The sequence below is a fragment of the Ruegeria sp. CF5 genome, from assembly GCF_056537325.1.
This window is the reverse complement of record NZ_JBQFRI010000004.1, coordinates 1-25479: the sequence shown is the minus strand read 5'-3', so window position 1 is coordinate 25479 and position 25479 is coordinate 1. Positions and strand designations below refer to the sequence as shown.

Annotated in this window: 22 protein-coding genes; 10 read left to right on the top strand and 12 right to left on the bottom strand. The window is 58.5% G+C overall.

Features of this window, described 5'->3' with window-relative positions:
• Positions 1-115: 115 nt before the first annotated feature.
• A complete protein-coding gene (locus ACR0NW_RS11515; protein WP_170652678.1) occupies positions 116-1168 on the bottom strand; it encodes a TRAP transporter substrate-binding protein in 1053 nt (350 codons plus the stop codon).
• A 328-nt stretch (positions 1169-1496) separates the two neighbouring features.
• On the opposite strand from ACR0NW_RS11515, the gene ACR0NW_RS11510 reads away from it, so the two are divergent.
• Positions 1497-2270 (top strand): FadR/GntR family transcriptional regulator, encoded by a 774-nt coding sequence (locus ACR0NW_RS11510; RefSeq protein ID WP_480450545.1) that lies wholly within the window; start codon positions 1497-1499, stop codon positions 2268-2270.
• An 18-nt stretch (positions 2271-2288) separates the two neighbouring features.
• On the opposite strand, the gene ACR0NW_RS11505 is transcribed toward ACR0NW_RS11510, so the two are convergent.
• Both ACR0NW_RS11505 and ACR0NW_RS11500 read right to left on the bottom strand, forming a co-directional pair.
• The gene (locus tag ACR0NW_RS11505; protein WP_480450546.1) at positions 2289-3410 is read right to left on the bottom strand and encodes an aminotransferase; all 1122 of its coding nucleotides are present in this window, start codon (positions 3408-3410) and stop codon (positions 2289-2291) included.
• Positions 3411-3703: 293 nt separating this feature from the next.
• Positions 3704-4483 (bottom strand): DeoR/GlpR family DNA-binding transcription regulator, encoded by a 780-nt coding sequence (locus ACR0NW_RS11500; RefSeq protein ID WP_480450548.1) that lies wholly within the window; start codon positions 4481-4483, stop codon positions 3704-3706.
• Positions 4484-4691: 208 nt separating this feature from the next.
• On the opposite strand from ACR0NW_RS11500, the gene ACR0NW_RS11495 reads away from it, so the two are divergent.
• The 5 genes from ACR0NW_RS11495 to ACR0NW_RS11475 all read left to right on the top strand — a co-directional run bounded on the left by ACR0NW_RS11495 (position 4692) and on the right by ACR0NW_RS11475 (position 12067).
• Positions 4692-5639 (top strand): ABC transporter substrate-binding protein, encoded by a 948-nt coding sequence (locus tag ACR0NW_RS11495; protein WP_170652670.1) that lies wholly within the window; start codon positions 4692-4694, stop codon positions 5637-5639.
• An 81-nt stretch (positions 5640-5720) separates the two neighbouring features.
• Positions 5721-6743 (top strand): quaternary amine ABC transporter ATP-binding protein, encoded by a 1023-nt coding sequence (locus ACR0NW_RS11490; protein ID WP_480450550.1) that lies wholly within the window; start codon positions 5721-5723, stop codon positions 6741-6743.
• Positions 6740-8731 (top strand): ABC transporter permease, encoded by a 1992-nt coding sequence (locus ACR0NW_RS11485; RefSeq protein ID WP_480450551.1) that lies wholly within the window; start codon positions 6740-6742, stop codon positions 8729-8731. Before ACR0NW_RS11490 ends, ACR0NW_RS11485 begins: the two co-directional genes overlap by 4 nt.
• A gap of 1 nt (position 8732) precedes the next feature.
• A complete protein-coding gene (locus ACR0NW_RS11480) occupies positions 8733-9614 on the top strand; it encodes a phosphotransferase (protein ID WP_480450553.1) in 882 nt (293 codons plus the stop codon).
• A gap of 8 nt (positions 9615-9622) precedes the next feature.
• Positions 9623-12067, top strand: a complete 2445-nt coding sequence (locus tag ACR0NW_RS11475; protein ID WP_480450554.1) for a GcvT family protein — start codon at positions 9623-9625, stop codon at positions 12065-12067.
• 58 nt (positions 12068-12125) lie between these two features.
• Here ACR0NW_RS11475 and ACR0NW_RS11470 read toward each other — a convergent pair whose 3' ends face one another.
• From ACR0NW_RS11470 to ACR0NW_RS11435, 8 genes are read right to left on the bottom strand one after another with little or no spacing between them, the layout of a single operon-like run.
• Entirely contained in the window at positions 12126-12968 is an 843-nt protein-coding gene (locus ACR0NW_RS11470) for a fumarylacetoacetate hydrolase family protein (protein WP_480450556.1), read from the bottom strand.
• A 17-nt stretch (positions 12969-12985) separates the two neighbouring features.
• Positions 12986-13735: an SDR family oxidoreductase gene (locus tag ACR0NW_RS11465; RefSeq protein WP_480450558.1), complete on the bottom strand. Its 750-nt coding sequence runs from the start codon at positions 13733-13735 to the stop codon at positions 12986-12988.
• A gap of 10 nt (positions 13736-13745) precedes the next feature.
• On the bottom strand, positions 13746-15251 hold the full coding sequence (locus ACR0NW_RS11460) for an aldehyde dehydrogenase (NADP(+)) (RefSeq protein ID WP_480450560.1): 1506 nt from the start codon (positions 15249-15251) through the stop codon (positions 13746-13748).
• Positions 15252-15269: 18 nt separating this feature from the next.
• Positions 15270-16379, bottom strand: coding sequence for a fumarylacetoacetate hydrolase family protein (locus ACR0NW_RS11455; protein WP_480450562.1), 1110 nt, complete (start codon positions 16377-16379; stop codon positions 15270-15272).
• A gap of 1 nt (position 16380) precedes the next feature.
• Entirely contained in the window at positions 16381-17214 is an 834-nt protein-coding gene (locus tag ACR0NW_RS11450) for an amidohydrolase family protein (protein WP_480450564.1), read from the bottom strand.
• Complete coding sequence (locus tag ACR0NW_RS11445) at positions 17211-17639, bottom strand: RbsD/FucU family protein (protein ID WP_480450566.1); 429 nt, start codon at positions 17637-17639, stop codon at positions 17211-17213. The genes ACR0NW_RS11450 and ACR0NW_RS11445 overlap by 4 nt, the downstream gene beginning before the upstream one ends.
• Complete coding sequence (locus tag ACR0NW_RS11440; protein WP_480450567.1) at positions 17629-18681, bottom strand: aldo/keto reductase; 1053 nt, start codon at positions 18679-18681, stop codon at positions 17629-17631. Before ACR0NW_RS11440 ends, ACR0NW_RS11445 begins: the two co-directional genes overlap by 11 nt.
• A gap of 14 nt (positions 18682-18695) precedes the next feature.
• Positions 18696-19409 carry a GntR family transcriptional regulator gene (locus tag ACR0NW_RS11435; protein WP_480450569.1) on the bottom strand — a complete coding sequence of 238 codons (714 nt, stop codon included), beginning with the start codon at positions 19407-19409 and terminating at the stop codon, positions 18696-18698.
• A 106-nt stretch (positions 19410-19515) separates the two neighbouring features.
• Between ACR0NW_RS11435 and ACR0NW_RS11430 the strand changes: the two genes are divergently transcribed.
• From ACR0NW_RS11430 to ACR0NW_RS11415, 4 genes are all read left to right on the top strand, one after another.
• On the top strand, positions 19516-21042 hold the full coding sequence (locus ACR0NW_RS11430; protein ID WP_480450571.1) for a UxaA family hydrolase: 1527 nt from the start codon (positions 19516-19518) through the stop codon (positions 21040-21042).
• 42 nt (positions 21043-21084) lie between these two features.
• Positions 21085-22623, top strand: a complete 1539-nt coding sequence (locus tag ACR0NW_RS11425; RefSeq protein ID WP_480450573.1) for a sugar ABC transporter ATP-binding protein — start codon at positions 21085-21087, stop codon at positions 22621-22623.
• Positions 22620-23627: an ABC transporter permease gene (locus tag ACR0NW_RS11420; RefSeq protein ID WP_170652641.1), complete on the top strand. Its 1008-nt coding sequence runs from the start codon at positions 22620-22622 to the stop codon at positions 23625-23627. Before ACR0NW_RS11425 ends, ACR0NW_RS11420 begins: the two co-directional genes overlap by 4 nt.
• Before the next feature lie 68 nt (positions 23628-23695).
• Positions 23696-24640 (top strand): substrate-binding domain-containing protein, encoded by a 945-nt coding sequence (locus ACR0NW_RS11415; RefSeq protein WP_480450575.1) that lies wholly within the window; start codon positions 23696-23698, stop codon positions 24638-24640.
• Between the two features lie 100 nt (positions 24641-24740).
• On the opposite strand, the gene ACR0NW_RS11410 is transcribed toward ACR0NW_RS11415, so the two are convergent.
• Entirely contained in the window at positions 24741-25382 is a 642-nt protein-coding gene (locus tag ACR0NW_RS11410; protein WP_480450577.1) for a LuxR C-terminal-related transcriptional regulator, read from the bottom strand.
• Between the last annotated feature and the right edge of the window lie 97 nt (positions 25383-25479).

Here is a 25479-nt window from a genome sequence, read left to right as displayed (position 1 = left end):
TCAAGGTGCAGGCAACGGGGACGGAAATGCGCCCGGGGTCGGTTTGGAAAATCAAGAAAATCAGAGGTCGGAGGCGGCGGATCAGGCCGCCTCCGGGGAGGCGCAGGTGATCAGATCACTTGCGGGGGAGGAACGCGTTCTCTTTCCACACGGCATAGCCATCGCGGAATTCGTTCATGTCGGTCAGAACCTTGTTGAAGAATTCGTCGTTGGCGGCCTGTTCGGCAGCAACCTCTTCCCATGTGGTGCGGAAAGTGGCCAGCATGTCGTCATTCCACTGCTTGATCTGAACACCGTTGTTTTCGACGTTATCGATCAGGGCAGCGTGCTGGATTGCCTCGCCTTCGGCAAAGCTGTCGGCCATCGACGCCTTACAGGCGTTTTCAATGATTGCCTTATGCTGATCGCTGGCGTCGTTCCAGACGTCTTTGTTGATCATCAGCTCAAACACGGTGGCCTGCTGGTGCCAGCCGGGGAAGTAGTTGTACTTGACCAGCTTGTGGAAACCCAAGCGCGCGTCGATGGCAGGCATCGAGAATTCGGTCGCGTCAATCGCGCCCTTTTCCAGCGCCGGGAAAATCTCACCACCCGGCAGCAACGAGGTCGCAACACCCAGTTTCTGCATGACCTGACCGCCCAGACCGAAGAAACGCATCTTCAGACCGTTCAGGTCTTCGGGGCTGTTGATTTCATTTGCGAACCAGCCCGATGTTTCAGGCGCGATGATGGCGCAGGGGATGACGTGCACGTTGAAGCCGGCCTGATCATACATCTCCTGATACAGGCTCAGACCGTTTCCGTAGTAGAGCCATGCCATGTATTCGCCCGCTTCGGGACCAAAGGGAACTGCCGAAAACAACGGTGCGGCAGGGATTTTACCGGCCCAGTAGCCGGCGGTGGTGTAGCCCGAATTGATCTTTCCCGAGGACACCGCATCCAGAATTTCGAACGGCGGAACCAGCTTGCCCGGCTCATACACTTTCATCTTAAGGGTGCCGCCAGACATCAGGTCCAGCTGCTCGGCCACACGCGGAATCGGCGTTCCAAGGCCAGGCAGAGCGGTCGAAAATGCGATCGGCGTTTTCAGCAGCATCTTGTCGGCAGCATACGCGGCGGGTGCAGTCAGCAGCGAGGCTGCGACAGCAAGCGAGGTCAGGGTATTCTTCATGGTATCTCCTCCAGAGTGCAGGTCAGCCGCATGCGCAGCCGCTGGTCACACCGCATTGGCGGCATGTGTGGTAAATATTCTTGACCACTATATTCAGTCAATAATTTTATTTACCTCTTATAGAAAGGCTGAAAATATCAACTCTCTTCTGGAAGAAGAAAAAATCGCGCAATAAAAACAATTGAAGGTTGTTTTTCGTTTATTTCCCTTGTTTTATTTAAGACGCCGCGATCCGTATTTCTGGGTAATTTTTCTTGCATTAGAACTCAGCAGTGGTAAATTTTTTAAACAACCATCAATTTTGCGAATTTGGCGCGACATGGACGAGATGAGCGAAAACAGCCCCTTTGAGAGGGTCGGCCACGAATCGGTTGCCGATGCCGTGGTGGATCAGATCGAGACAATGATCGTCGATGGAATCCTGAAAGAAGGGCGCAAATTACCGTCCGAACGGGAACTCGCCGAAGCGATGGGCGTATCCCGTCCCAAGCTGCGTGAGGCGCTGCAAGTGCTGGAGCAGTGCGGGTTAGTCAACGTGCGCCACGGCGAAGGGACCTTTATTGCGCCACTAACCGGGCGGGCAATGTCCCCTGCCCTGTTGTCGCTATACGCCCGTCACGGCGGCGCATTTTATGACTATCTGGAATACCGTCGCGAGCAGGAGGCCTTTGCCAGCCGCCTTGCGGCTGAACGGGCTACGCAGTCTGATAAGGAACGCATTGCTGAAATTGTCGAAGATATGCAAAAGGCATGGGAAGACGACGACATAGACGCCAGTCAGGAGGCCGATTTTCGCCTTCACGCCGCCGTGGTCGATGCAAGCCAGAACACGACCCTCATCCACATGATGGCCTCAATCTATGACCTGACCCGGCAGGGCGTTTTTTACAATCGAAGGTTCCTGCGCACGATGGACGGGTCCGGCGAAACGCTTTTGCAGCAGCACAAGGACATCGCGCAGGCCATTCTGGATGGCCACCCCGAACGCGCCGAGGCCGCCGCACGCAGCCACATGGATTTTGTCGAATCCTCATTTCGTATTGGGCAAGAGCAACAGGCGCGCGAAGTCAGGGCCGCCAAACGGCGTCAGCTTTCGCGGTAGGCGCATCCAGTCAACTGGTCACTTCCGGGCCGCCAGATAGCCCGATACGCGGGCAAGCCCTTGCCTCAGAATCTCCGGGTTGTTGGCATAGCCGATGCGGACATAGCCCTCCATGCCCAGGACCGAGCCGGGCGTGAACATCACACCGGTTTCTTTCAGCAAAGACACGCAAAACTCGCGCGAGGTCATCGGAAGATCGAATTTCAGCAAGGCCGTCGTCCCCGAGCGGGGCTTAACCCAAGACATGCGCGGCTGCTGCTGCACCCAGTCCTGCAGGATCGACAGATTGCCCCGCGTGATTGACTGACTGCGGGCAAGCACACGGTCCCGGTTTTCAAGCGCCAGCGCTGCGAAATGGTCGTCGATCATCCCGACCGAGATCGTGTCATAATCGCGGTGAATCGTGACCGCTTCGATCACCTCTGTCGGCGCGGCGACCCAGCCAAGCCGCAAGCCTGCCAGAGAATAGGCCTTTGACATCCCCGCCGTACTGATCCCCTTTTCATAGATATCGGCGATCGAGGCAGTCATGCCCGCCCCCTCCTGATCTGTGCCACGATAGACCTCGTCACACAGAATCCAGGCATCGGCCTGACGGGCAATGGCGGCAATCTCCTCCAGCATGCCGCGATCCATCAGGGCACCGGTTGGATTGTTCGGGTTGTTGATTGCAATCAAACGGGTTTCCGGCGTGACCATTTCGCGCAATTTATCCAGATCGGGCAGAAATCCGTTTTCCTCCCGCAACTTCAACTGGTGAACATCAGCGCCAATACTGGCCGGGATCGAATAGTGCTGCTGATAGGTAGGTACCACCGCCACCACACGATCCCCGGCACTGACCAATGTTCTGTGAATCAGCATGTTGGCGCCGATAGTGCCATGGGTGACGATAGTATTTTCGACCTCCTGCCGCTCATAAAGTGCGGCTATCGCGCGGCGCAACCGGTCAGAACCCTCGATGGCGCCATAGGTCATCTTCATCGCCAGCAGTTCGGACAGGTCGGTTTCGTTCTTGCCCGTCAGCTTCAGCAACTCTTCAATGGTCAGGCTTTCGACACATGTCTCTGCCAGATTCCAATCGCAGCGGGTTTCCCATTCGTTCATCCAGATTTCGACGCCAAAGGGTTCGATATGCACGGGTCCGGGTCCTTTCGTCAGGCGCCTGCTGCGCGACAGATGGCTTTTTCGACAGCGATATCGCCAAGCACCAACACCTTTCTGCTTTGTGAGACAAAGGGGAAAGGCCCTTATTCCCTGCTGACTCGTAACCCAAAGACCCTCGAAAGATGCCGTTCAGCTATATTTCAACAGAGCTTGCCTTCTGAACTCGGTGGATATCGCCTTTATGCGAGCCGAAATATCCCGGCCAAATGTAATTCGCAAATCCAATCTGGCGCGGAAGAAGGTAAAAGACCGCCATTTGGCTGCAACTAGTCCACGACGATCAGATCTATATCCATCGTCTTCAGCATGTCAGTGATCGCCTGCGGAGGTTTCTCGTCTGTACAAAAAACATCGAACTGCACATCCCGACCGATCGAAACCGGTGCGCGTTTGTTGAACTTGTCACGGTCCGCAACCACGATCCGAACCTGCGCGTTGGCGGCCGCTATGCGCGCCAGATTTGCCTCTTCAAGGTCATGCAGCATGAACCCCAGTTCTGCATTTACCGCACCGACCGAAAAGACAGCAAACTGCACGTTCAACCGGCTCACCAGATCCAGAGCCTCGGCACCGAAGGCGCCGCCGTCATGCGCGCGCAGCTCACCGCCTGCCAGAAACACCCGGTTGCCGTTGCGCGTCGCCAGCGTGTTGGCCACAAACGCCGAATTGGTGACGACAAACAGATTACTGCGCTTTTTCAGCTCCATAGCCACAAAGGCCGTTGTCGACCCGATATCCAGAAAGACTGAGTCGCCATCGCTGATCATCTCCACGACAGCGGCGGCGATATTTGCCTTTTCTTCAGCATGGGTTCCCATGCGGCTTTGAAAGGTTGGCTCAATGGCACTTTCGATAAGGTGCACACCGCCGTGAACCTTGCGCACAACATTGGCATCCTCAAGCGTGCGGATGTTGCGCCGTATAGTTTCGTTGGAAACGTCCAGCCTTTGGGCCAGAAAACTTACCCGGCACGATCCCCCTGCTCTTTGCAGCTCGCGCAGGATTTCCTCTTCGCGTTGGTTCGTGGTTTTTCGTGCTTTTGCCATGAGGCCTCCCACAATCGAGGTAGCTCAATAAGCCACAAAAAGCAACATAAAGGCCGGAAATATGTTATTTTCTGCTGCTTTGTGTTGGCAGTATCGCGTTTTAATGTGGCTTTATGTGGTTTTAATTGACGAAACTGTTTGTTTAGTACAACATACCTCAAAATGACGAGAGAACTCGCACAAAATACCACATAACAGGGAGCTAAACATGACCCGGAATATCAAGACCTTAGGCGCATTCGCCTTGGCCGCGGCGGTGACGGCCTCGGCTTCGTGGGCGGCCGAATCCTCTGACCCCATCAAACTGACATTGCATGACTGGTCCGGCCAGCTGATCAATACCAAGATCATGGGCAGCATCCTGCAAGAGGCTGGCTATAACGTCGAATACGTGCAGGCAGACTACATCGCGCAGTTCGCCGGCCTGAAAACCGGCGACCTGCATCTGGCGATGGAAATCTGGGAAACCACCGGACGCGAAGCGCTGGATGAAGCGACCGCCTCTGGCAACGTGGTCAATGTTGGCGAAACCGGCCTGATGGCGATCGAGGAATGGTGGTACCCGTCCTACATGAAAGAGCGCTGCCCCGGCCTGCCGAACTGGGAAGCCCTGAAAGACTGCGCCGAGGAATTTGCCACAGCCGAAACCGACCCTCTGGGCCGGTATGTCGGTGGGCCAGTGACCTGGGGTGGCTTTGACGAGGAACGCGTCGAGGCGCTGGAACTGGAATTCGAGGTTGTCCATGCGGGCACCGATGCGGCACTCTTTGCAGAACTGGAATCCGCCTATCAGCGGCAGGACCCGATCATGCTGTGGGTCTATGTCCCGCACTGGGCACCTGCAAAATACGACGGTGAATTCGTGGAATTCCCACCCTATTCCGCCGAATGCTATGCTGATCCGTCGGTCGGTGTGAACCCGGATCTTGCTTATGACTGCGGCAAACCACGCGGCCCGATCTGGAAAGCGGCCTGGTCCGGACTGCAGGAAAAATGGCCCGGCGCTTATGACATCATCGAGGCCTATAACATCAACAACGATGAAATGAGCGCGATGGTCGGCAAGGCCGATCTGGAGGGCGTCGAAATCGACACCGTTGTCGCGGATTGGATGGAAACCAACAAGGACCGCTGGTCCGGCTGGATTTCCAAGTAGTCCGCAATAGGCCGGGGCGGGCTTCCTCTCTCCCCTCTCTCGTCCCGGCCATTTTTTCTTTCCTCCTGACCGGATGCGAAGATGACTGCCAAGACAAAACTGTCCTGCCGTAATGTGTGGAAACTCTACGGCCCGAACGCCGAGTCCCTGCTGAAACAGACACCGAACCCTTCGGGTCAGGACATTCGCGATGCCGGTGTCATCGGCGCGGTGCGCAATGCCAATATCGACATTGCCGAAGGTGAGATATTTGTCATCATGGGATTGTCGGGTTCAGGCAAATCCACCTTGGTGCGATGCTTGTCGCGACTGATCGAACCTACGGGCGGCGAGGTGCTGTTTGATGGCGTTGACCTGCTGCGCGCAAGTGACGCCGAACTTATCGAAATCCGCCGACACAAGATGGGAATGGTGTTCCAGCACTTTGCCCTGCTGCCGCACCTGACCGTCCTGCAAAATGTTATGTTCCCCCTGACCATTCAGGCGATCCCCAAGGCCGAAGCCGACGCCAAGGCACGTGAGGTTGTCGAATTGGTGGGCCTAAAGGGTCGCGAAGACTATTACCCCCGCGAACTGTCCGGCGGACAGCAACAGCGCGTTGGTATTGCCCGGTCGCTGGTGACCGAACCGGACCTGTGGTTTCTGGATGAACCGTTTTCGGCGCTTGATCCTCTGATCCGGCGCGAGATGCAGGATGAATTCCTGCGCCTGCAGGAGCGACTGCACAAAACCATTGTATTCATCACTCACGACTTTGACGAAGCCGTGCGACTGGCGGACCGGATCGCCATCATGAAGGACGGCGAGGTGATCCAGATCGCCACGCCCGAGGAACTGGTGATGAACCCCGCCACGGATTACGTGGCAGAATTCACGCGCCACATCCCGCGCTCAAAGGTGCTGACCGTCGGCGGCATGATGACCGCAGGTGCCGCAGGTGAAGGCGACCCCATTCCGCAGAACACGCGCGTGTCCGACGTGGCCGAGCGGATCATCGCAGCGGACGCGCCCCTGCCGGTTTCGGATGAGGCCGGACAGATCATCGGCTCCATCGACCGCAAGGCCGTCGCGCATGTGCTGTTCGGCAGCGGGGATGCCGCATGATCCGCCTGACCCGAAATCAGGCGGTCATTCTGGCCTTGGTGGTCTTTACCATCGTGCTGGGCTATTTCGGGCGCGATCTGGCCAAAGCGCTGGACGCGCGGTGGCTGACCAAATTTCCGTCGGCTTGGGTCATTCCTTTCAAAACCTACATCTCGTCCGCCATGACATGGCTGATCGAAGATGCCGCTATCGGGCCGGTGTCCTTTACCGACATCACCCGCTCAATCGCTTGGCTGATCGAACAGCCCTACAATCTGATGCTTGCACTTCTGGCCGACGGGTTTGTCAGAGGTCAGGGCAACGATGCGCAGGTCATCCTGCCGGCAATCAGCTGGATCGTGGTAACAACCGCCGTGATCGCTCTGGGTCAGTATTGCCGTGACTGGGGTCTGGCCGCGCTTGTCGGGGCGTGTTTCCTGTATCTGGCCATATTCGGCCAATGGGACAGCGCCATGGTCACGCTGGCCTCGGTCCTGATCGCAGTACCGATTGGCGCGGGCGGAGGATTGCTGCTGGGTATTTTGGCTTACAGGCATCCGGTTTTAGAAAGAGTGATCTCACCCATTCTGGACCTGATGCAAACGATACCGATCTTCGCCTATCTGGTACCGATCCTGTTCATGTTCGGTTTCGGCCCGATCTCGGCGCTGGTTGCCACGATCATCTACGCCACACCGCCAATGGTACGCATCACGACATTGGCGCTGAAAGCCGTCGATCCCGAAATTCTGGATTTCGGACGTATGGCGGGAACAACGCCCAGACAGCTGATGTGGCGGGTTCTGGTGCCATCAGCCAGCCACAGCCTGATGGTTGGCGTCAATCAGGTGATCATGCTGACGCTGAACATGGTTATCATCGCTTCGATGATCGGCGCCGGAGGGTTGGGTTTCGACGTGCTGGCCGCCCTGCGCCGTCTGGATATCGGCGCGGGTTTCGAAGCCGGCATCGCCATTGTGGTTCTTGCCATCGCCGTGGACCGGCTGAGTCAGGCCTTTGCCGAGCGTATGGGGCAGGTCCATCACGAGGTTCCCGGCTCGTGGGTCGCCCGGCACCGGCGCACAGTTCTGGTGCTGATCCTGCTGGTGCTGACATGGGTGCTGGGACAGTTTTCACCCCTCCTTCTGGAATATCCCGAAAGCCAGACCATCACCACCGGCGCCTTCTGGGACAACACGGTCGAGTACCTGAACGTCAACTATTTCGACGTGTTCGAGGCCATCAAGGTCTTCTTCCTTAACTGGTTCATGGTGCCAATCAAAAAGGTGCTGCTTGGTATCCCATGGCCGTGGGCCATCGCCATGTTAACCCTGCTGGGCTGGTACGCGGGCGGATGGCGGCTGGCGCTGTTGTGCGGCGGCATGGCCTCGCTGATCCTTGTATCGGGTCTGTGGTCCAAGGCGATGGTCACGGTCTATCTATGTGGCGCATCGGTGATCCTCGCGACGCTGATCGGGGTACCTCTGGGCGTGCTGGCGGCGCTGAACAAACGCGCCGGGACCATCATCAATCTGCTGATTGACACCCTGCAGACCCTGCCCAGCTTTGTCTATCTGATCCCTGTGGTGATGCTGTTCCGGGTCGGCGATTTCACCGCGCTGATTGCCATCGTGCTTTATGCGCTAGCCCCGGCGGTACGTTATGCCGCCCACGGTGTGCGTTCGGTCAGCGAGGAGCTGATTGAGGCAGGGCTGGTCTCGGGCTGTACCCGTACACAACTGCTGCGTCATATCCGGCTGCCGATGGCCTTGCCCGAAATTCTGCTGGGCATCAATCAGACCATCATGCTGGCGCTGTCGATGCTGGTCATCACCGCCCTCGTCGGCACCCGCGATCTGGGTCAGGAGGTCTATATCGCCCTGACCAAGGCCGACACGGGCCGTGGTCTAGTCGCCGGTCTTGCCATTGCCTTTATCGCCATCATCGCCGACCGGCTGGTCAATGCCGGGGCGCGTCAGGCCCGCATCCGTTTTGGACTGGAGAGTTGAGATGAGCCAATCCGATCTGATGACCCGCATCCGTGCCTTGCCTATCTGGCAGGGCGAGATCGAGGCCCAGCCTCTGACCGGCGGCATCACCAACGTGAACTACAAGGTGACCGATGCACACGGCGCGTTTGTAGTGCGCGTGGGCGACGATATCCCACTGCACCAAGTCATGCGTTTCAATGAATTGGCAGCCAACAAAGCCGCCCATGCCGCCGGACTATCACCTGCGGTTGTATATGCCGCGGGCGACCTGACAGTTCTGCAGTACATCGACAGCCGTACGCTGAGCGAAGAGGACGTACGCGACCCGCAAATGCTGCCGCGTGTGTTGGATCTGGTCAAACGATGTCACCAAGAGGTGCCCAACCATCTGCGCGGCCCATCGCTTGTGTTCTGGGTCTTCCACGTCATTCGCGACTATGCCGCCACGCTCACGGAACGTGGCAGCGCCCACTCGGCCTTGATCCCGGAACTGGTGCAAACAGGAAACATGCTGGAAGCCGAGGCCGGACCATATGACATGGTGTTTGGCCATAACGATCTGCTGTGTGGCAACTTTCTGGACGACGGCGACCGGTTGTGGCTGATCGATTTCGACTATGCCGGGTTCAACTCGCCTCTGTTCGATCTGGGCGGGCTGGCGTCGAACAATGGCCTGTCGCCGGATCAGGAAAACTGGATGCTGGAAACCTATTTCGGGGCACCAGCCACGGATGATCTACACCATCGCTATGGCGCAATGAAATGCGCCTCACTGCTGCGCGAAACCATGTGGAGTATGGTTTCCGAGCTCACTTCGGACATCGATTTCGACTACGCGGCCTACACGGCCGAGAACCTCGCGCGGTTCCGCGCGGCCCTGACTGAATTCAAAAACACCTGAGGACAGACATGACGGAACTTCCCTCCTCTGCAAAGGCGGTCATCATCGGTGGCGGCATCATCGGCTGTTCGACGGCCTATCATCTGGCCAAAATGGGCTGGACCGACACGGTTCTGCTGGAACGCAAAAAACTGACCTCGGGCACCACGTTTCACGCGGCGGGGCTGGTTGGGCAATTGCGGTCGAACGCCAACATCACCCAGTTGCTGGGCTACTCGGTAGACCTGTACAAGAAGCTGGAAGAGGAAACCGGCCTTGGCACAGGCTGGAAGATGAATGGCGGGTTGCGGCTGGCCTGTAACGAGGAACGCTGGACCGAAGTCAAACGACAGGCCACGACGGCGCATTCCTTTGGCCTGGACATGCAACTTCTGACACCGAAAGAAGCGCAGGACTTGTGGCCTCTGATGGATATCGGTGATGTGATTGGCGCAGCCTTCCTGCCGACAGACGGTCAGGCGAACCCTTCCGACATCACACAGGCCCTGGCCAAGGGCGCGCGCATGGCGGGTGCGAAGATTTTCGAAGATACCAAGGTCACCGATCTTGAGATCGAAAACGGCAAAATCCGCGCCGTTATCACCGAGCATGGACGTATCGAATGTGAAAAGGTGATCGTCTGCGCCGGGCAATGGACCCGCGATTTCGCCGCCAAATTCGGGGTGAACGTTCCGCTGGTGCCGATGGAGCATCAATACATGGTCACCGAACCCTTTGGTGTTCCGGGCGACCTGCCGACGCTGCGCGACCCCGACCGGCTGACCTATTACAAGGAAGAGGTCGGCGGGTTGGTCATGGGCGGGTACGAACCCAACCCGATCCCCTGGGCGGTAAACGGCATACCCAATGGCTTCCACTACACGCTGCTCGACAGCAATTTCGACCACTTCGAGCAGATCATGGAACTGTCGCTGGGCCGCGTTCCCGCACTGGAAACCGCCGGGATCAAAACGCTTACCAACGGCCCCGAGAGCTTTACCCCTGACGGCAATTTCATCGTGGGCGAAGCGCCCGAGCTGAAGAACTTTTTTGTCGGCGCGGGTTTCAACGCATTCGGCATCGCGTCGGGCGGCGGCGCAGGCATGGTGTTGGCGGAATGGGCCGCCAAAGGCGAGCCGCCCTTTGATCTTTGGTCTGCGGACATCCGCCGTTTTGGCCGCCCGCATTTTGATACCGACTGGGTGCGCACCCGCACGGTCGAAGCTTATGGCAAACACTACACCATGGCCTGGCCGCACGAGGAACATGACTCGGGTCGTCCCTGCCGGAAGTCGCCGCTCTACGACACACTCAAGGATCAGGGCGCATGCTTTGGTGAAAAGCTTGGCTGGGAACGCCCGAACTGGTACGCGGACGCATCGCTGGGCGAGACCGCAAAGGACGAATACAGCTTTGGCCGCCAGAACTGGTTTGCAGCCGTCGGGCGCGAACACAAGGCGGCGCGCGAGGCAGCGGTGCTGTTCGATCAGACATCTTTCGCCAAGTTTGCCCTGAAAGGCCCGGACGCACTCGCCGCGATGAACTGGATTTGCGCCAATGACGTGGACAAACCCGTGGGGGCGCTGGTCTATACCCAGATGCTGAACGACAAGGGGGGCATCGAATGTGACCTCACTGTCGGCCGCGTCGCGCATGACGAGTTCTACATCGTCACCGGCACCGGCTATGCCACACATGATTTCGACTGGATCAGTCGCAACATCCCCGAAGGCATGAACTGCCAGCTGTTTGATATCACATCCTCCAATGCCGTTCTGTCGCTGATGGGGCCGAAAGCGCGCGATATCCTGTCCGAAGTCACCCGCGACGACGTTTCGAACGAAGGGTTCAAATTCGGCACTATCCGCACCATCGGAATCGCCGGTTGCCCGGTCAAGGCGCTGCGCGTGACCTATGTGGGCGAGTTGGGATGGGAACTACATCTGCCGGTGGAATACGCCCAGACCGTCTATGCCGCTTTGATGCAGGCAGGCAAGGCGCATGGGTTGGTCAATGCCGGATACCGTGCCATTGAATCTTTGCGCTTGGAAAAGGGCTATCGCGCTTGGGGGTCGGATATCGGTGCCGATCACACCCCGTTCGAAAGCGGGCTGGGCTGGGCCGTGAAACTGCGCAAGGATATCGACTTTAAAGGCCGGGCCGCTGCCGAACAGCAAAAGGCAGAAGGCGTCAAAAAGATGCTGGCCTGTTTCACGGTCGACCCTGATGTGGTTCTGCTGGGCCGCGAGACCATCTATCGCAACGGTGAACGCGTTGGTTGGCTGACCTCGGGTGGTTATGGCTATACCGTTGGTCAGTCCATTGGCTACGGATATGTTCGCAATCCGGACGGCGTGACGGCAGACTACGTTCTGTCCGGCGAATACGAGCTTGAGGTCGCAACGGAACGCGTATCCGCAAAGGTCCATCTTGAGCCGCTATACGACCCCAAAATGCAGCGTGTAAAAGCCTGACATCCCTGAACGGCTGGCAACCGGGCGCGACGATCCGTCGGCCCGGTTGCAATCACATTCAGCCGGCCACGACCTGCTGCTTTTGAACCCCCAGTCCTTCGATGCCCAATTCCATCACATCGCCCGGTTTAAGGTAGGTCGGCGGGTTCTGCCCCATACCCACACCGGGTGGCGTCCCGGTCGAGATCACGTCGCCCGGCTGCAGGGACATGAACTGCGACAGATGGGAAATCACCGTCGCCACGTCAAAATACATCGTTTGGGTCGAGCCGTCCTGATAGCGGTGCCCGTTCACTTCAAGATACATGGAAAGGTTCTGCGGGTCGGCGATTTCATCGCGCGTCACCAGCCATGGCCCGATCGGGCCGAAGGTATCCGCAGATTTGCCTTTCACCCATTGGCCCGAGCGATGCAACTGAAAGTCACGCTCGGACAGGTCATTGATCACGCAATACCCTGCCACATGGTCCAGCGCTTCGGCCTCGGACACGTATTTGGCCTCTTTCCCGATCACGACACCCAGTTCAACCTCCCAATCGGTTTTGCCCGATCCACGCGGGATTTCCACGGTGTCATCCGGTCCGATGATTGCTGAAGTTGCCTTGAAAAAGATCACCGGTTCTTCCGGCAATTCCATCCCGGATTCCGCAGCGTGGTCCGCGTAATTCAGGCCAATGCAAATGAACTTGCCCACATGCCCTACACACGGGCCAAGGCGGGGGGAACCTTCGACCATGGGCAGGTTCGCCGGATCAAGTGCCCTCAGCCGTTCCAGCGCAGCGTCGCTCAGAGCGTCGCCGGACAGATCCTCGATATGCCCGGACAGATCACGAAGGCTCCCATCCTCCGCAATCAGGCCGGGCCTTTCCTGCCCCGCAGGGCCATAGCGTAACAGTTTCATAACTTCTTTTCCTTGCTTCAGATGGTCCAGCCACCGTCGATGGCCATGGCCTGGCCGGTCGTGTACCTGCTTTCGTTACTGGCCAGATAGAGCGCCAGATCGGCAATTTCCCCGGCCGTTCCGATGCGCCCCATAGGCTGGCGGGCAACAAAATCCCGCATCGCCTTGTCGTAGTCGCCGGTTGCGCGCAGCCTGTCATGCAGGCTGGGGCTGTCCACTGTGCCAGGACAGATCGCATTGCACCGTATGCCCTGTTCGACGAAATCCGCCGCGATCGCCTTGGTAAGGCCGATGACCGCCGCCTTTGAGGCACAATAGGCGAACCGGTTCGGCACACCCTTTATCGAGGAAGCCACCGAAGACATATTGATGATGGAGCCCCCGCCCCGCTCCAGCATCCCCGGAAGCGTCAATTTGCACAGGCGATACATGGCCTTGACGTTCAGATCGAAACTGAAATCCCAATCGCTTTCGTCACACTCCAGAATGCTACCACCCGCCACATATCCGGCACAGTTGAACAACACATCCAGCGGTCCAATCTCCACCATTGCACGCGAAACCGCATCAGCATCGGTCACGTCAAGCTGCCGCGCCGTTATTCCGTTCAGCGAATTCAGTTCCTCAAGCGCGGCCGCGTTGATATCGCTGGCGATCACTTCGGCGCCCTGCGCGGCAAACAATTCAGCGGTCGCGCGACCGATGCCCTGACCCGCCGCAGTGATTAGACACCGCTTTCCGGCCAAACGTCCTTTGTCGGTTGCCACCTCGATCTCCTTAACTCTCGTATTCCGGAAGAATGTCTGTTGGCATGTCCTGATAGCAGACAGGGCGCAGGAACCGCCGGATGGACAGCGTCCCGACCGAGGTTGCGCCGAAATTGGTGGATGCCGGATATGGGCCGCCATGCACCATCGCGTCGCAAACCTCGACCCCGGTAGGGAAACCATTGGCGATCAGGCGACCTGCCTTGCGCTCCAGCACCGGTAACAGCTGCGCGGCGCGGTCGCGATCCGCAGCCTCCATGTGCAGGGTACAGGTGAGTTGCCCGTCAAGGGTGCGCGCCACCTGCATCATCTGGTCGAAGTCGGTAACAGTGACCAAAAGACCAAGGGGGCCAAAAACCTCATGATGCAGGTCGGGATTGGTCAGCCAGTCCGCACCCGAAACGGAAAACAATGCCGGGGCCGCTGCCCGCTCGGAACAGGATGGGCTCAATAAGGGCGTTACATTCGCCTGCTGTGCCATCTGGTCCGCACCCGCCCCATAAGCCGCAGCAATGCCTTGCGTCAGCATGGTCTGTGGCCCGGTCTGCTGCAACGCGTGACGCGCAGCATCGGCAAAACGCTCGGCATCCGGCCCGGCCATGGCAATAGCGACACCTGGATTGGTGCAGAACTGCCCCACACCCATGGTCAGGGACCCTGCCCAGCCTTCACCCAAGGCCTCGGCCTTTGCTGACAAGGCTTCGGGCAGCAGGAACATGGGATTGATCGACCCCAGCTCGCCAAAGAACGGGATCGGTTCGGGTCGCTGCGCACACAGGTCAAACAGGGCGCGTCCGCCGCGCAACGATCCGGTAAAGCCCACGGCGCGGATCAGGGGGTGCTGGACCAACCGTTCCCCAACTTCGCGCGCTCCGCCCTGCACCAGCGAAAAGATACCGGGATGCAGGTCAAGCGCAGTCAGGGCTGCATGGATCGCCTGAGCGACCAGCTCGCCGGTTCCGGGATGGGCCTCGTGCCCTTTGACGACCACCGGACATCCGGCGGCAAGGGCCGCCGCCGTGTCGCCACCCGCGACCGAGAAGGCCAGCGGGAAATTCGATGCACCGAACACCGCCACGGGACCGATGGGGCGCTGCACCAGCCGCAGATCGGACCGTGGCAGGGGTGCGCGGTCAGGCAAGGCCGCGTCGTGGCGCACATCAAGATAGTCTCCCCGTTCGATGTGATCGGCAAAAAGGCGCAGTTGGCCGGTGGTGCGTCCACGTTCGCCAACAAGACGCGCCTCGGGCAATCCGGTTTCCTGACACCCGATTTCGGTGATCGCATCACCACGCGCGTCAATTTCATCCGCGATGCGCCGCAGCAGGGCAGCACGACTGGCGCGCGAGGACCAGCCGAAGCTGGCAAAAGCGGCCTCAGCCCCTTCGACTGCGCGGTCCACAAGCTCTGCATTGCCCATGCAGAATGTGTGTGATGGACCCTTGGCCGGGTCAGAATCGAAACTGTCGTTGCCGCCAACCCAATGGCCGGCAATCAGATGGTGTCCTGTCAGCATGTTTTGCCTATCCTGCATTCATAAAAGGCCGCGCGCGGCCAGATTTCGCATCAGCGCAGTCGCGCCAAAACTCCACTCGGGGCATTCGGTAGACAACCGAACGGTATTGACCAGTTGCCCAAGTTCGGGACAGGCCACTTTCACCACATCGCCCAGCTTGTGCGTGAACCCCTGCCCCGGCGTGTCGCGATCCTGTGTCGGCGCAAACAGCGTGCCAAGAAACAGCATCAGACCATCCGGATACTGATGATGTCGCCCGATGGTCTGCTTAACCAGATCAACGGGGTCGCGGCTGATCTGTGCCATCGATGAGCTTCCGTTCAGCACATATCCGTCCTCGCCAATGACCGTCAGGGTCAGTTCGGCCTGTCGTACATGGTCCAGCGTGAAACCGTCATCGAACAGCCGGATCATCGGTCCGATCGCGCAGGATGCGTTGTTATCCTTGGCCTTGCCCAGCAAAAGCGCCGATCGACCCTCGACATCGCGCAGATTGACGTCGTTGCCCAACGCTGCACCCTGAATCTGCCCGCCCGAGTTCACAGCCAGCACAACCTCGGGTTCGGGGTTGTTCCAGGTCGAGATTGGGTGCAGACCCACATCGGCGCCGAACCCGACCGAGGACAACACCTGCGCCTTGGTGAACACCTCGGCATCAGGTCCGATGCCGACCTCCAGATACTGGCTCCATAATCCTTCGTCGATCAGTGCCCGTTTCACCTCGGCGGCCTTGTCGGATCCGGGAACGATATTCGACAGGCTTTCACCGATCCGTGTGCCGATCCTCTCGCGAATACTGTGGGCACGATCCGGGTCGCCCGCCGCCTGTTCTTCAATCACGCGCTCGACCATCGATCCGGCAAAGGTCACGCCGCAGGCCTTGATCGCCTGAAAGTCACATGGGGCCAGCCAACGATGATCCCCGTTCAGCGGCCATTGATACTTACCGGGGGCGCTGCGTACATATTCGGCGGCGTCGTCGCGTTCGAGAATATCACGGACAGTCGGTGCCGCCCGATCGGTGATATTCACCAGATGGTTTTCGCGCAGGGTTACGACACAAGGTCCGATGCCCGGGACGTCAATTCGGCCCAACCACAGGCCGGCGGGGTCCAGATCAGGGGTCATGTCACTCTCTCAACAGATAAGCGCGGGTCGCGTTGCCGCCAAGGACGGCGTCCCGCTCTGGCCCGGAAAGTTCGGCCAGCAGGGTTTCGGTGGTCTCAATCCAGCGGTCATATGACCCAGCCAGCGTGCAGACCGGCCAGTCACTGCCCCAGATCAGGCGATCCGGTCCAAAGCAGTCAAGCAGATGACCAACATAAGGTTTCAGGTCCGCGACCGACCAATCCGCTGCCGCCTCGGTCATCAGGCCGGACAGTTTACAATAGGCACCTGTCTCACGCGCCAGCGCCGATATATCCAGCGCCCATCCATCAATCAGCTGATCCCGGATTTCTGGCTTTGAACCATGATCAATCACGACGCGCAGGTCAGGATGCCGCTGCAACAGGGTTAGCAGGTTCGGCAGGTGCCTCGGCAATGTCAGGGCCTCGAATGTCAGGTCCTGCGCCAACATTGTCTGGAATGCGGGCGTCAGCGTCTCGCCTAACATCCAGTCAGGGTCGGGTATATCCTGAATCATCGGCCGCAACCCAACCAGTGCGGGATGCCGGGCAAGGTCGGCGATCCGTTCCGGCGCGTCCGGGGCTGAAAAATCGACCCATCCGACCACCCCCCTGATAAACGGATTGCTGTCGGCAAGGTTCAGCATGAACCGGGTCTCAGCTTCCGTGGGCGCTGCCTGAACCAGAATCGTGCCACTGATATCATGCGTCTGCAAAAGCGGTTCCAGATCGTGCGGACTGAAATCCCGGTGGATCGGCCCCAAATCTGGCGTAAGCCAGCCATAATCGCCCCGCTTCAAAGCCCAGAAATGCTGATGCGCGTCGATCCGGCTCATCCAATCACGCCCTTTGTCAGAATGATGTTGCCGTACAATCTGCACTCTCCGGTTTGCACTACGACAAAGGATTGCGCGGCACGTTCGTAGAAATCGAAACGTTCCAGCCCGGCAGCTTGCGCGGGATTATCTGCAACCGAATTAATGATAATCTGAAAATCGGCCACCGCTTCGGGGGTTTCATCCGCGTTGCCGACCACCTGCATCGTCAGCGCCGGGTTCTCTGCATATGTATCCAGCGGCATCACCGACAACACCGCGCGCAGCATGTCGCTGGCAGAAGAGCCATCAGCCCGGATACAGGGCGGGCCAAGACTTTCACCGGGAAAGTTCGCATCAGCAATGACGATCATGTCCCCGTGCCCCATCGCGCGCAGGGCATGCAGAAGGTCAGGCGACAGGATCGGGTCGATGTTACGCAGCATGCGCACCCTCCGTCGGCAAAGGCGCATCGTATCGGATCAGCCCTTCATTGCGCAGGTCCGACCATAGCGCCGTCGGTATCGGGCGTTCAAGCAAAGCGACATTGGCCTGAACTTCGGCTGCGTTAACCGCACCGGGGACAACCGTTTTCACGCAAGGATGCCCCAAAACGAATTGCAGCGCGGCGGCGATCAGCGGAGTTTTATGGGCGGCGCAGACCGCCTCGATCCGCCGGACCCGGTCAAGGATTTCAGGCGGGGCGTCGGCGTAGTTGTATTTCGCACCCGGCACAGCCCCGGTCGCCAGAATGCCCGAATTGTACGGGCCACCCAGAATGATGCCGACATCGCGTTTCACGCATAGGGGCAAAAAACTCTCCAGCGCGTCCTGTTCCAGCAGTGTGTATCGACCGGCCAGCAGGAAACCATCGAAATCACCCAGACCCAGCAGACGTTCGCAGACCTGCCATTCGTTCACACCCGCGCCGATGGCAGCGATTTCTCCGGCAGCGCGCAACTCGGTCAGGGCACGAAAACCGCCGCCATCAAAAAGTTCTCGTACTTTCGCGTCCGATGCTTCCTGTGACCCCTGGCTGAAGGCGCACACATCATGCACCAGCAGAATGTCCGCCTTTTCAACATCCAGCCGGGCCTTGCTGGCCTCGTATGACCGCATTACCCCGTCATATGTATAGTCGAACACGATCCGTTTCTGAGGGACATCGACAAAGGCCTCGGGCGTCACTTCATGCGGTTCGCAATCCATCAGCAGGCGACCGATCTTGGTCGAAAGCTGGATGTTGGTCCGACCGAACCTGCCTATTGCGGGCCCAAACCGCTGCTCCGACCGTCCCAGCCCGTATTGAGGTGCTGTGTCGAAGTATCGGATACCGGCGTCAAACGCCGCCTGCAAAGCGGCCTGCGCATCCTTGTCACTGACCTTGCGATACAGGTTCCCAAGCGGTGCCCCACCAAAGCCCATCCGCGTCAGCGGCACAGACCGGGCAGTACGGGCGTTGAGCAGTGCGGTATCGGTTACTTTCATTACTAATCCTCGTCTCAGGAAGAGCTAAACAGTTCGGGGCGTTGCTGCTCAAGTGGCTCAATTCGCGGCAGCAACTGACCCAGATGGCGGCGCATGGCGGCCTGCGCTGCGGCGGGATCACGGCTGCGAATAGCCTCGAGTATGGCGAGGTGCTCTTCATAGGTTTCCACAGCGCGGCCAGGCGTTGGCAGCAGCAGCACCCGCGCACGGCTGACTTGCAGCGAAACCATCCGGGCGACCGCGATCAGACGCGTAAATCCGGTAAATTGCATCAACATCGCGTGGAATTCCTCATCCGCCTGATAAAACCCGGCAAAATCCTGATCTTCGACCAGCAGACCTTGCAGACGCAGGTTGCGGGTCAGTTGCGCCAATTGCTCATCGGTTCGGTCTTCCGCCACTTTGGCCACGGCAGCCAATTCCAGCGCCTCGCGCAAAAATGCACCTTCGCGGATTTCAGCCATCGAGAAATAGGCAACACGTGTCGCTGATTGGGGAACCACATCCACCAGTCCTTCGGCACTAAGCCGCGCTATCGCTTCGGAGACGGGAGAACGGGATACACCCAGCTGCTCACAGATCGCCCCTTTACGCAAAACCGTGCCCGGCAAAAATTCCAAAGACAGGATGGCGCCCTTGAGCGACAGGTAAACCCGCTGCGCCAGCGACCCTTCAAGCGCGCTTATCTCTTTCAGTTGGGCTGCATCGATTTCCGTTGGGGCGGTCATTTATTCCTCCGTGTCGACTAACATGTTAGTTGACATGCGTCTCAAGTCAAGCTAGCACATACATCACTCGTAGCGAATTCGGACGCAAGGCAGGAGGAAGCTCAGCGTGGACGCGCAAGCCAGTGATGTTGTTCAGTTACAGCCACAGGACAATGTGGTCATTGCACTGCGTGATCTGCCTGCCGGGCAGATTGTAGCGGGCCTGAAAGCACCACTGACCTCAGCCGTCACCCGCGGCCACAAGATCGCCAGCAAGCCGATCGCGGCAGGCGCTAACGTTCTTCGCTATGGCCAGATCATCGGACAAGCTAGAAGCAACATAGCAGTGGGTGATCATGTTCACGTCCAGAATCTGGGCATGGGCGCGCATCAGCAGGATTATGGCTTTGCCAGCCAGAACGATCCCCTTCCCTCCATTGGCAGCAATCGGACATTTCAGGGCTATCACCGCGCCGACGGCAAAGTCGGAACCCGCAACTATGTTGGCATCCTTACTTCGGTGAATTGTGCAGGTTCAGTCGCGCGTTTCATCGCGGAAGCGGCCGAAAAAGCCGGTTTGCTTGACGCCTATCCCAATGTTGACGGGATTGTTCCCATCGTACACGGCACGGGCTGCGGAATGTCCGGCACGGGCGAAGGCTATGACACTTTGTTCCGCACGCTGGCGGGATATGCACAGCACCCGAATTTCGGAGGTATTCTGCTGATCGGTCTTGGGTGCGAGGTGATGCAGGTGGCGGATCTGGTTGGCGGTCGGCCAATCCGGGCTGACGGCATCCTGCGATACATGACTATCCAGCATGAAGGCGGGACGCGAAAGACCATCGAAAAGGGACTGACCGAACTGCAGGGCATTGCCGAACTGGCCAATCAGGCCAGCCGTGCGCCCGCCCCTGTCAGTGAAATTACCGTCGGGATGCAATGCGGCGGATCGGACGGGTATTCGGGGATCACCGCCAATCCGGCCCTTGGCTGCGCCTCGGACCTTCTGGTGCGCCACGGGGGCACCACGATCCTTTCCGAAACCTCGGAAATCTATGGGGCCGAGCATCTTTTGACCCGGCGTGCCGAGACTATTGAAGTCGGCGAAAAACTGGTCGAGCGGGTGCGCTGGTGGGAAGACTATACCGCTCGAAACGGCGGTGAAATGGACAACAATCCCAGTCCGGGCAACAAGCGCGGCGGCCTCACCACCATTCTGGAAAAATCTCTGGGCGCAGTTGCCAAAGGCGGCAGCGCACCCCTGCGCGATGTCTACAAATTCGGAGAGCTTGTCGACAAAAAGGGTTTCGTCTTCATGGACAGCCCCGGGTTTGACCCGTGCTCGGTCACCGGACAGGTTGCCTCGGGCGCGAACCTGATCGTGTTCACCACCGGACGCGGCTCGGTCTCGGGGTATCAGCCGACACCCTGCATCAAGCTGGCCACAAACTCCGAAATGTATGCGCGCATGTCCGAGGACATGGATCTGAACTGCGGCGACATCGTCACCGACGGTGTCAGCATCGAAGCCAAGGGCGAAGAACTGTTCGAACTGATGATCGACGTTGCCAGCGGCAAACAGACCAAAAGCGAAGAACTTGGATTTGGCGGGGTCGAATTCGTCCCCTGGCAGATCGGGGCCGTGATGTGATGCGGAAGGATGACGCAACATGACCGGATCGGGGGAGGAGAAATGACGAAGCTGGTCGAAATGACGGGGATCGAAAAGCACTTCCCCGGCGTGCACGCCCTCAAGACCGTGAGGTTCGATCTGGAGCCCGGAGAAGTTCACGCGCTGATGGGCGAAAACGGAGCGGGTAAATCGACGTTGATGAAAATCCTGTCCGGCATCTACCAGCGTGATGCGGGCGAACTGAAGATCGGCGGTCAAAGCGTCAATCCGGACTCTCCGCGCGCCGCGCAGGACCTTGGCATCGGGATCATCCATCAGGAGCTGAGCCTGATGAACGATCTGACTGCCGCTCAAAACATCTATATCGGGCGTGAGCCGCGCAAGCGGTTTGGTCGTCTGGACGACGCCGCTCTGAACGCACAGGCGGCAGAGGTCTTTGCCTCGATGAATTTGTCGCTGGACCCGAAAACGCTGGTCGGAAACCTGACCATCGCCAAACAGCAGATGATCGAAATCGCAAAAGCACTGTCCTACCGCTCGAAGGTTCTGATCATGGATGAACCCACGGCAGCGCTAAACGATGCCGAGATCGCCGAGCTGTTCGTGATCATCCGGCGCCTCAAGGCCGAAGGCGTGGGCATCGTCTATATCAGCCACAAGATGGACGAGCTCAAACAGATCGCCGACCGAGTGACCGTCATGCGCGATGGGGAATACGTCGGAACGGTCGATGCCGCCGCGACACCCATTTCGCAGATCATCGCCATGATGGTCGGGCGGGAAGTCAAGGAAGAGCCACAGGATATTCCGGACCTGAGCGAAGCCGAAGTATCGTTGGAAGTCGTTGGGCTGAACCGTGGGAGGGAAATTCAGGACGTCAGTTTTTCCGTCCGAAAGGGTGAAATTCTGGGCTTTGCCGGGCTGATGGGCGCAGGCCGGACCGAGGTCGCGCGCGCCATATTCGGGGCTGACGCCAAAGACGCGGGCGAAATTCGCGTGCATGGTCACAGCGTCGGGATTGCATCCCCGGCCGATGCCGTACAGGCGGGGATCGGATACCTTTCCGAAGACCGCAAGCATTTCGGTCTGGCGACCGGCATGAACGTCCGCGACAACATCGCATTGGCCTCGATGAACATGTTTACCCGGCGCGGCGGCGTCCTGAATGACGCCGGTATTTCGCGCACAGCGCAGAACTATATCGCTCAGTTAGGCATTCGCACACCGTCAGACACGCAAGAGGTCAGGCTGCTGTCGGGTGGCAACCAGCAGAAAGTTGTCATCGCCAAATGGCTACTGCGTGACTGCGACATTCTGATTTTCGACGAACCGACGCGCGGGATCGATGTCGGTGCTAAATCCGAAATTTACAAACTTCTCGAAGAACTGGCTGCCGATGGCAAGGCGATCATCGTGATCTCATCGGAACTGCCTGAAATCTTACGGCTGAGCCATCGCATCGCTGTCATGTGCGAAGGGCGCCTGACCGGAATCCTGCCCGGCGGCAAAACGGCCACGCAGGAAGAAATAATGAAACTGGCCACGCAACGCGAAGCGGCAATGCAGGTGTCAGAGCACGCAACGGGGACACATCAATGACCACTGCAACCGACGTGAAGCAAAAAAAGCCGCTGGCTCCGCTGACCGACACGGGCGCCTATCAAAAGCTGCTGGCCTTTGCCAGCCTCATCGCTCTACTGATCGGATTCTCGATAGCGTCGCCCAACTTCATGCAAACCTCGAACATGATCGCCATTTTGCAGGCGACTTCGGTCAATGGGGTGCTTGCCGTGGGCGTGACCCTTGTCATCATTACTGGTGGCATCGATCTGTCGGTGGGCACATTGATGACCTTTTGCGCCGTCATCGCCGGGGTGGTTCTAACCTATCTGGGCATGCCGCTTTTGCTTGGCGTAATTGCGGCCATTGCCGCTGGCGCCTTCTGCGGCCTGTGCTCGGGCACGTTCGTCGCCAAAATGAAGATCCCGCCGTTCATCGCCACGCTCGGCATGATGCTGATCCTCAAGGGTCTGTCGCTGGTGATCTCCGGAACGCGACCGATCTATTTCAATGATACACCCGGCTTTGACCAAATCTCGCGCGGATCGCTGATCGGTGATGTTTTCCCCGGCCTGCCCATCCCGAACGGTGTGCTGATCCTGTTTCTGGTGGCCATTGCCACGTCATACATCCTCAGCCGTACCGTGCTGGGCCGGTACACATTTGCCCTGGGTTCAAACGAAGAGGCGGTGCGCCTGTCCGGTGTGAACACAGATGCCTGGAAAATGCGGATCTATGCCCTTGCTGGCGGTATCTGCGGGATCGCGGGCGTCCTCATCGCCTCGCGCCTGAACTCGGCCCAGCCCGCTTTGGGGCTTGGGTATGAGCTGGAGGCGATTGCCGCGGTGGTCATCGGCGGCACATCCCTGTCCGGCGGGCGGGGTACCATTCTGGGAACGCTGATCGGCGCCCTGATCATGGCAGTTCTGACCAACGGGCTGCGTGTCCTGTCGGTGGCGCAGGAATGGCAGACGGTGGTGACCGGCGCCATCATCATCCTTGCGGTCTACGCCGATATGGTGCGCCGTGGAAAAACGAGCTGAGGCAACTTCAATACAGGCAAAACCAAAAGAAAATTCAACAGGATAAAGACTCAACAGGAGGAGAAGACATGCTTTCACGCCGCTTAATTCTCGGGGCTCTCAGCGCTGTGGCGCTCAGCGTTCCCGCCACCACTGCCTTTGCCGAGGAAATCTATGTTCCGCTGGTCTCGAAAGGTTTCCAGCACCAGTTCTGGCAGGCGGTGAAGGCCGGTGCGGAACAGGCCGCCAACGAAGAGGGTGTTCGGATCACATTCGAAGGTCCCGACAATGAAACGATGGTGGACCGGCAGATCGACATGCTGGCCGCCGCGCTGGCCAACAAGCCCGCCGCCATCGGATTTGCCGCGCTGGATAGTCAGGCCGCCATCCCCCTGCTGCGTCAGGCGCAAGAGGCAGGCATTCCCGTGATCGCCTTTGACAGTGGCGTCGATAGTGACATCCCCCTAGCTACCGCGACCACCGATAATGTCGCCGCCGCATCGCTGGCGGCCGACAAGATGGCCGAGCTGCTCGGCGGCAGCGGCAAGGTGGCAGTTGTTGCACACGACCAGACCAGCCGGACTGGGATCGACCGCCGCGACGGCTTTGTTAATCGCATTGCAGAGAAATACCCGGATATCGAGGTTGTCACAGTACAATACGGTCAGGGCGACCACCTGAAATCCACCGAAGTCACCAAGGCCATTCTGACAGCGAACCCAGACCTGAAAGGTATCTTCGGCACCAATGAGGGGTCAGCGATTGGTGTGGTGAACGGTGTGCAGGAACTTGGCACCAAGGATCTGGTGATCATCGGCTATGACTCGGGCAAGGCTCAGAAGGACGCGATAAAAAGCGGCCTGATGGCCGGAGCAATCACTCAGAACCCGGTTGGCATCGGATACGAGACGGTCAAAGCTGCCGTCGCCGCCACCAAAGGCGGAGAAGTTCCGGGACTGATCGATACCGGCTTCTACTACTATGATGCATCCAACATCGACGATCCGGAAATCGCGGCCGTCCTTTACGACTGAGGTAAAGGCTGTACTTTCAAGGCCCGGCGTACCCACGCCGGGCTGAATTTTCCGGGTGATTGGTGTTTTCAGACAAATCAGCTTTCCGTCTTCTGAAGACCTATGACTGTTTTGAGCCTCCAGAAAACTGCGAAGAATAGTAATAGGCAATCGCCTGTGCCCGGTTCTTCACCGACAATTTTTCATAGATGTTGGACAAATGAAATTTCACCGTATTGGTCGAAATTTGCAGTTCCTTGGACAGGTCCCGATTTGACATCCCCTTGGCCAAAGCATCCAGAATCGCACGCTCTTTGCGGGACAGGCTGTGTATGGGATCCTGCTGCATCTTGCGCACGTCGATAAAGGGGAAAACCATTTTGCCCGCTGCCACTTCGGCACAGGTTTCTAACAACCCTTCGACCTCGCCCGAGCGCGCAGCAAACCCGGCAGCACCGGCCTGCATTGCCAATCTGGGAATATCTCCTGCCGTATCGCCATAGACGACGAACCGGGGCGCGGTTTCCTGTTCGCGCAGCACCTCTATCAATTTTGCAGCCCCAAGAACGGGCAGGTTCCAGTCGATGACGGCGATCTTAACGGGCACGCGCACAACCATTCCCAGAAAGCCTTCTGCGGTTGCCGAGGTTGCGACAAGCGAGAATCGGGTGTCGCGTTCAAAGATTTCGGACATTGCCGAGAGCACCAGCGGATTGCTGTCCGCCAGCATGACGTCGATTGCTTCAGTTGTTTTCCCAAGCATATGAAATTGCCTTTGAATTTGGGATTACCTACCCGTTTTGGTGGTGTGAGTTGCGGTATACGGTGGTATCCTTACCCATTTGGGTAGTTTTTTGCCC

What these genes read in the sequence shown, in the direction of transcription:
- ACR0NW_RS11510 (WP_480450545.1), top strand. Translation starts at nt 1,497, where the DNA reads ATGAGCGAAAACAGCCCCTTTGAGAGGGTCGGCCACGAATCGGTTGCC.
- ACR0NW_RS11445 (WP_480450566.1), bottom strand. Translation starts at nt 17,639, where the DNA reads ATGCTGCGTAACATCGACCCGATCCTGTCGCCTGACCTTCTGCATGCC.
- ACR0NW_RS11485 (WP_480450551.1), top strand. Translation starts at nt 6,740, where the DNA reads ATGATCCGCCTGACCCGAAATCAGGCGGTCATTCTGGCCTTGGTGGTC.
- ACR0NW_RS11495 (WP_170652670.1), top strand. Translation starts at nt 4,692, where the DNA reads ATGACCCGGAATATCAAGACCTTAGGCGCATTCGCCTTGGCCGCGGCG.
- ACR0NW_RS11460 (WP_480450560.1), bottom strand. Translation starts at nt 15,251, where the DNA reads ATGCTGACAGGACACCATCTGATTGCCGGCCATTGGGTTGGCGGCAAC.
- ACR0NW_RS11515 (WP_170652678.1), bottom strand. Translation starts at nt 1,168, where the DNA reads ATGAAGAATACCCTGACCTCGCTTGCTGTCGCAGCCTCGCTGCTGACT.
- ACR0NW_RS11410 (WP_480450577.1), bottom strand. Translation starts at nt 25,382, where the DNA reads ATGCTTGGGAAAACAACTGAAGCAATCGACGTCATGCTGGCGGACAGC.
- ACR0NW_RS11480 (WP_480450553.1), top strand. Translation starts at nt 8,733, where the DNA reads ATGAGCCAATCCGATCTGATGACCCGCATCCGTGCCTTGCCTATCTGG.
- ACR0NW_RS11420 (WP_170652641.1), top strand. Translation starts at nt 22,620, where the DNA reads ATGACCACTGCAACCGACGTGAAGCAAAAAAAGCCGCTGGCTCCGCTG.
- ACR0NW_RS11450 (WP_480450564.1), bottom strand. Translation starts at nt 17,214, where the DNA reads ATGAGCCGGATCGACGCGCATCAGCATTTCTGGGCTTTGAAGCGGGGC.
- ACR0NW_RS11425 (WP_480450573.1), top strand. Translation starts at nt 21,085, where the DNA reads ATGACGAAGCTGGTCGAAATGACGGGGATCGAAAAGCACTTCCCCGGC.
- ACR0NW_RS11415 (WP_480450575.1), top strand. Translation starts at nt 23,696, where the DNA reads ATGCTTTCACGCCGCTTAATTCTCGGGGCTCTCAGCGCTGTGGCGCTC.
- ACR0NW_RS11435 (WP_480450569.1), bottom strand. Translation starts at nt 19,409, where the DNA reads ATGACCGCCCCAACGGAAATCGATGCAGCCCAACTGAAAGAGATAAGC.
- ACR0NW_RS11500 (WP_480450548.1), bottom strand. Translation starts at nt 4,483, where the DNA reads ATGGCAAAAGCACGAAAAACCACGAACCAACGCGAAGAGGAAATCCTG.
- ACR0NW_RS11475 (WP_480450554.1), top strand. Translation starts at nt 9,623, where the DNA reads ATGACGGAACTTCCCTCCTCTGCAAAGGCGGTCATCATCGGTGGCGGC.
- ACR0NW_RS11470 (WP_480450556.1), bottom strand. Translation starts at nt 12,968, where the DNA reads ATGAAACTGTTACGCTATGGCCCTGCGGGGCAGGAAAGGCCCGGCCTG.
- ACR0NW_RS11490 (WP_480450550.1), top strand. Translation starts at nt 5,721, where the DNA reads ATGACTGCCAAGACAAAACTGTCCTGCCGTAATGTGTGGAAACTCTAC.
- ACR0NW_RS11440 (WP_480450567.1), bottom strand. Translation starts at nt 18,681, where the DNA reads ATGAAAGTAACCGATACCGCACTGCTCAACGCCCGTACTGCCCGGTCT.
- ACR0NW_RS11455 (WP_480450562.1), bottom strand. Translation starts at nt 16,379, where the DNA reads ATGACCCCTGATCTGGACCCCGCCGGCCTGTGGTTGGGCCGAATTGAC.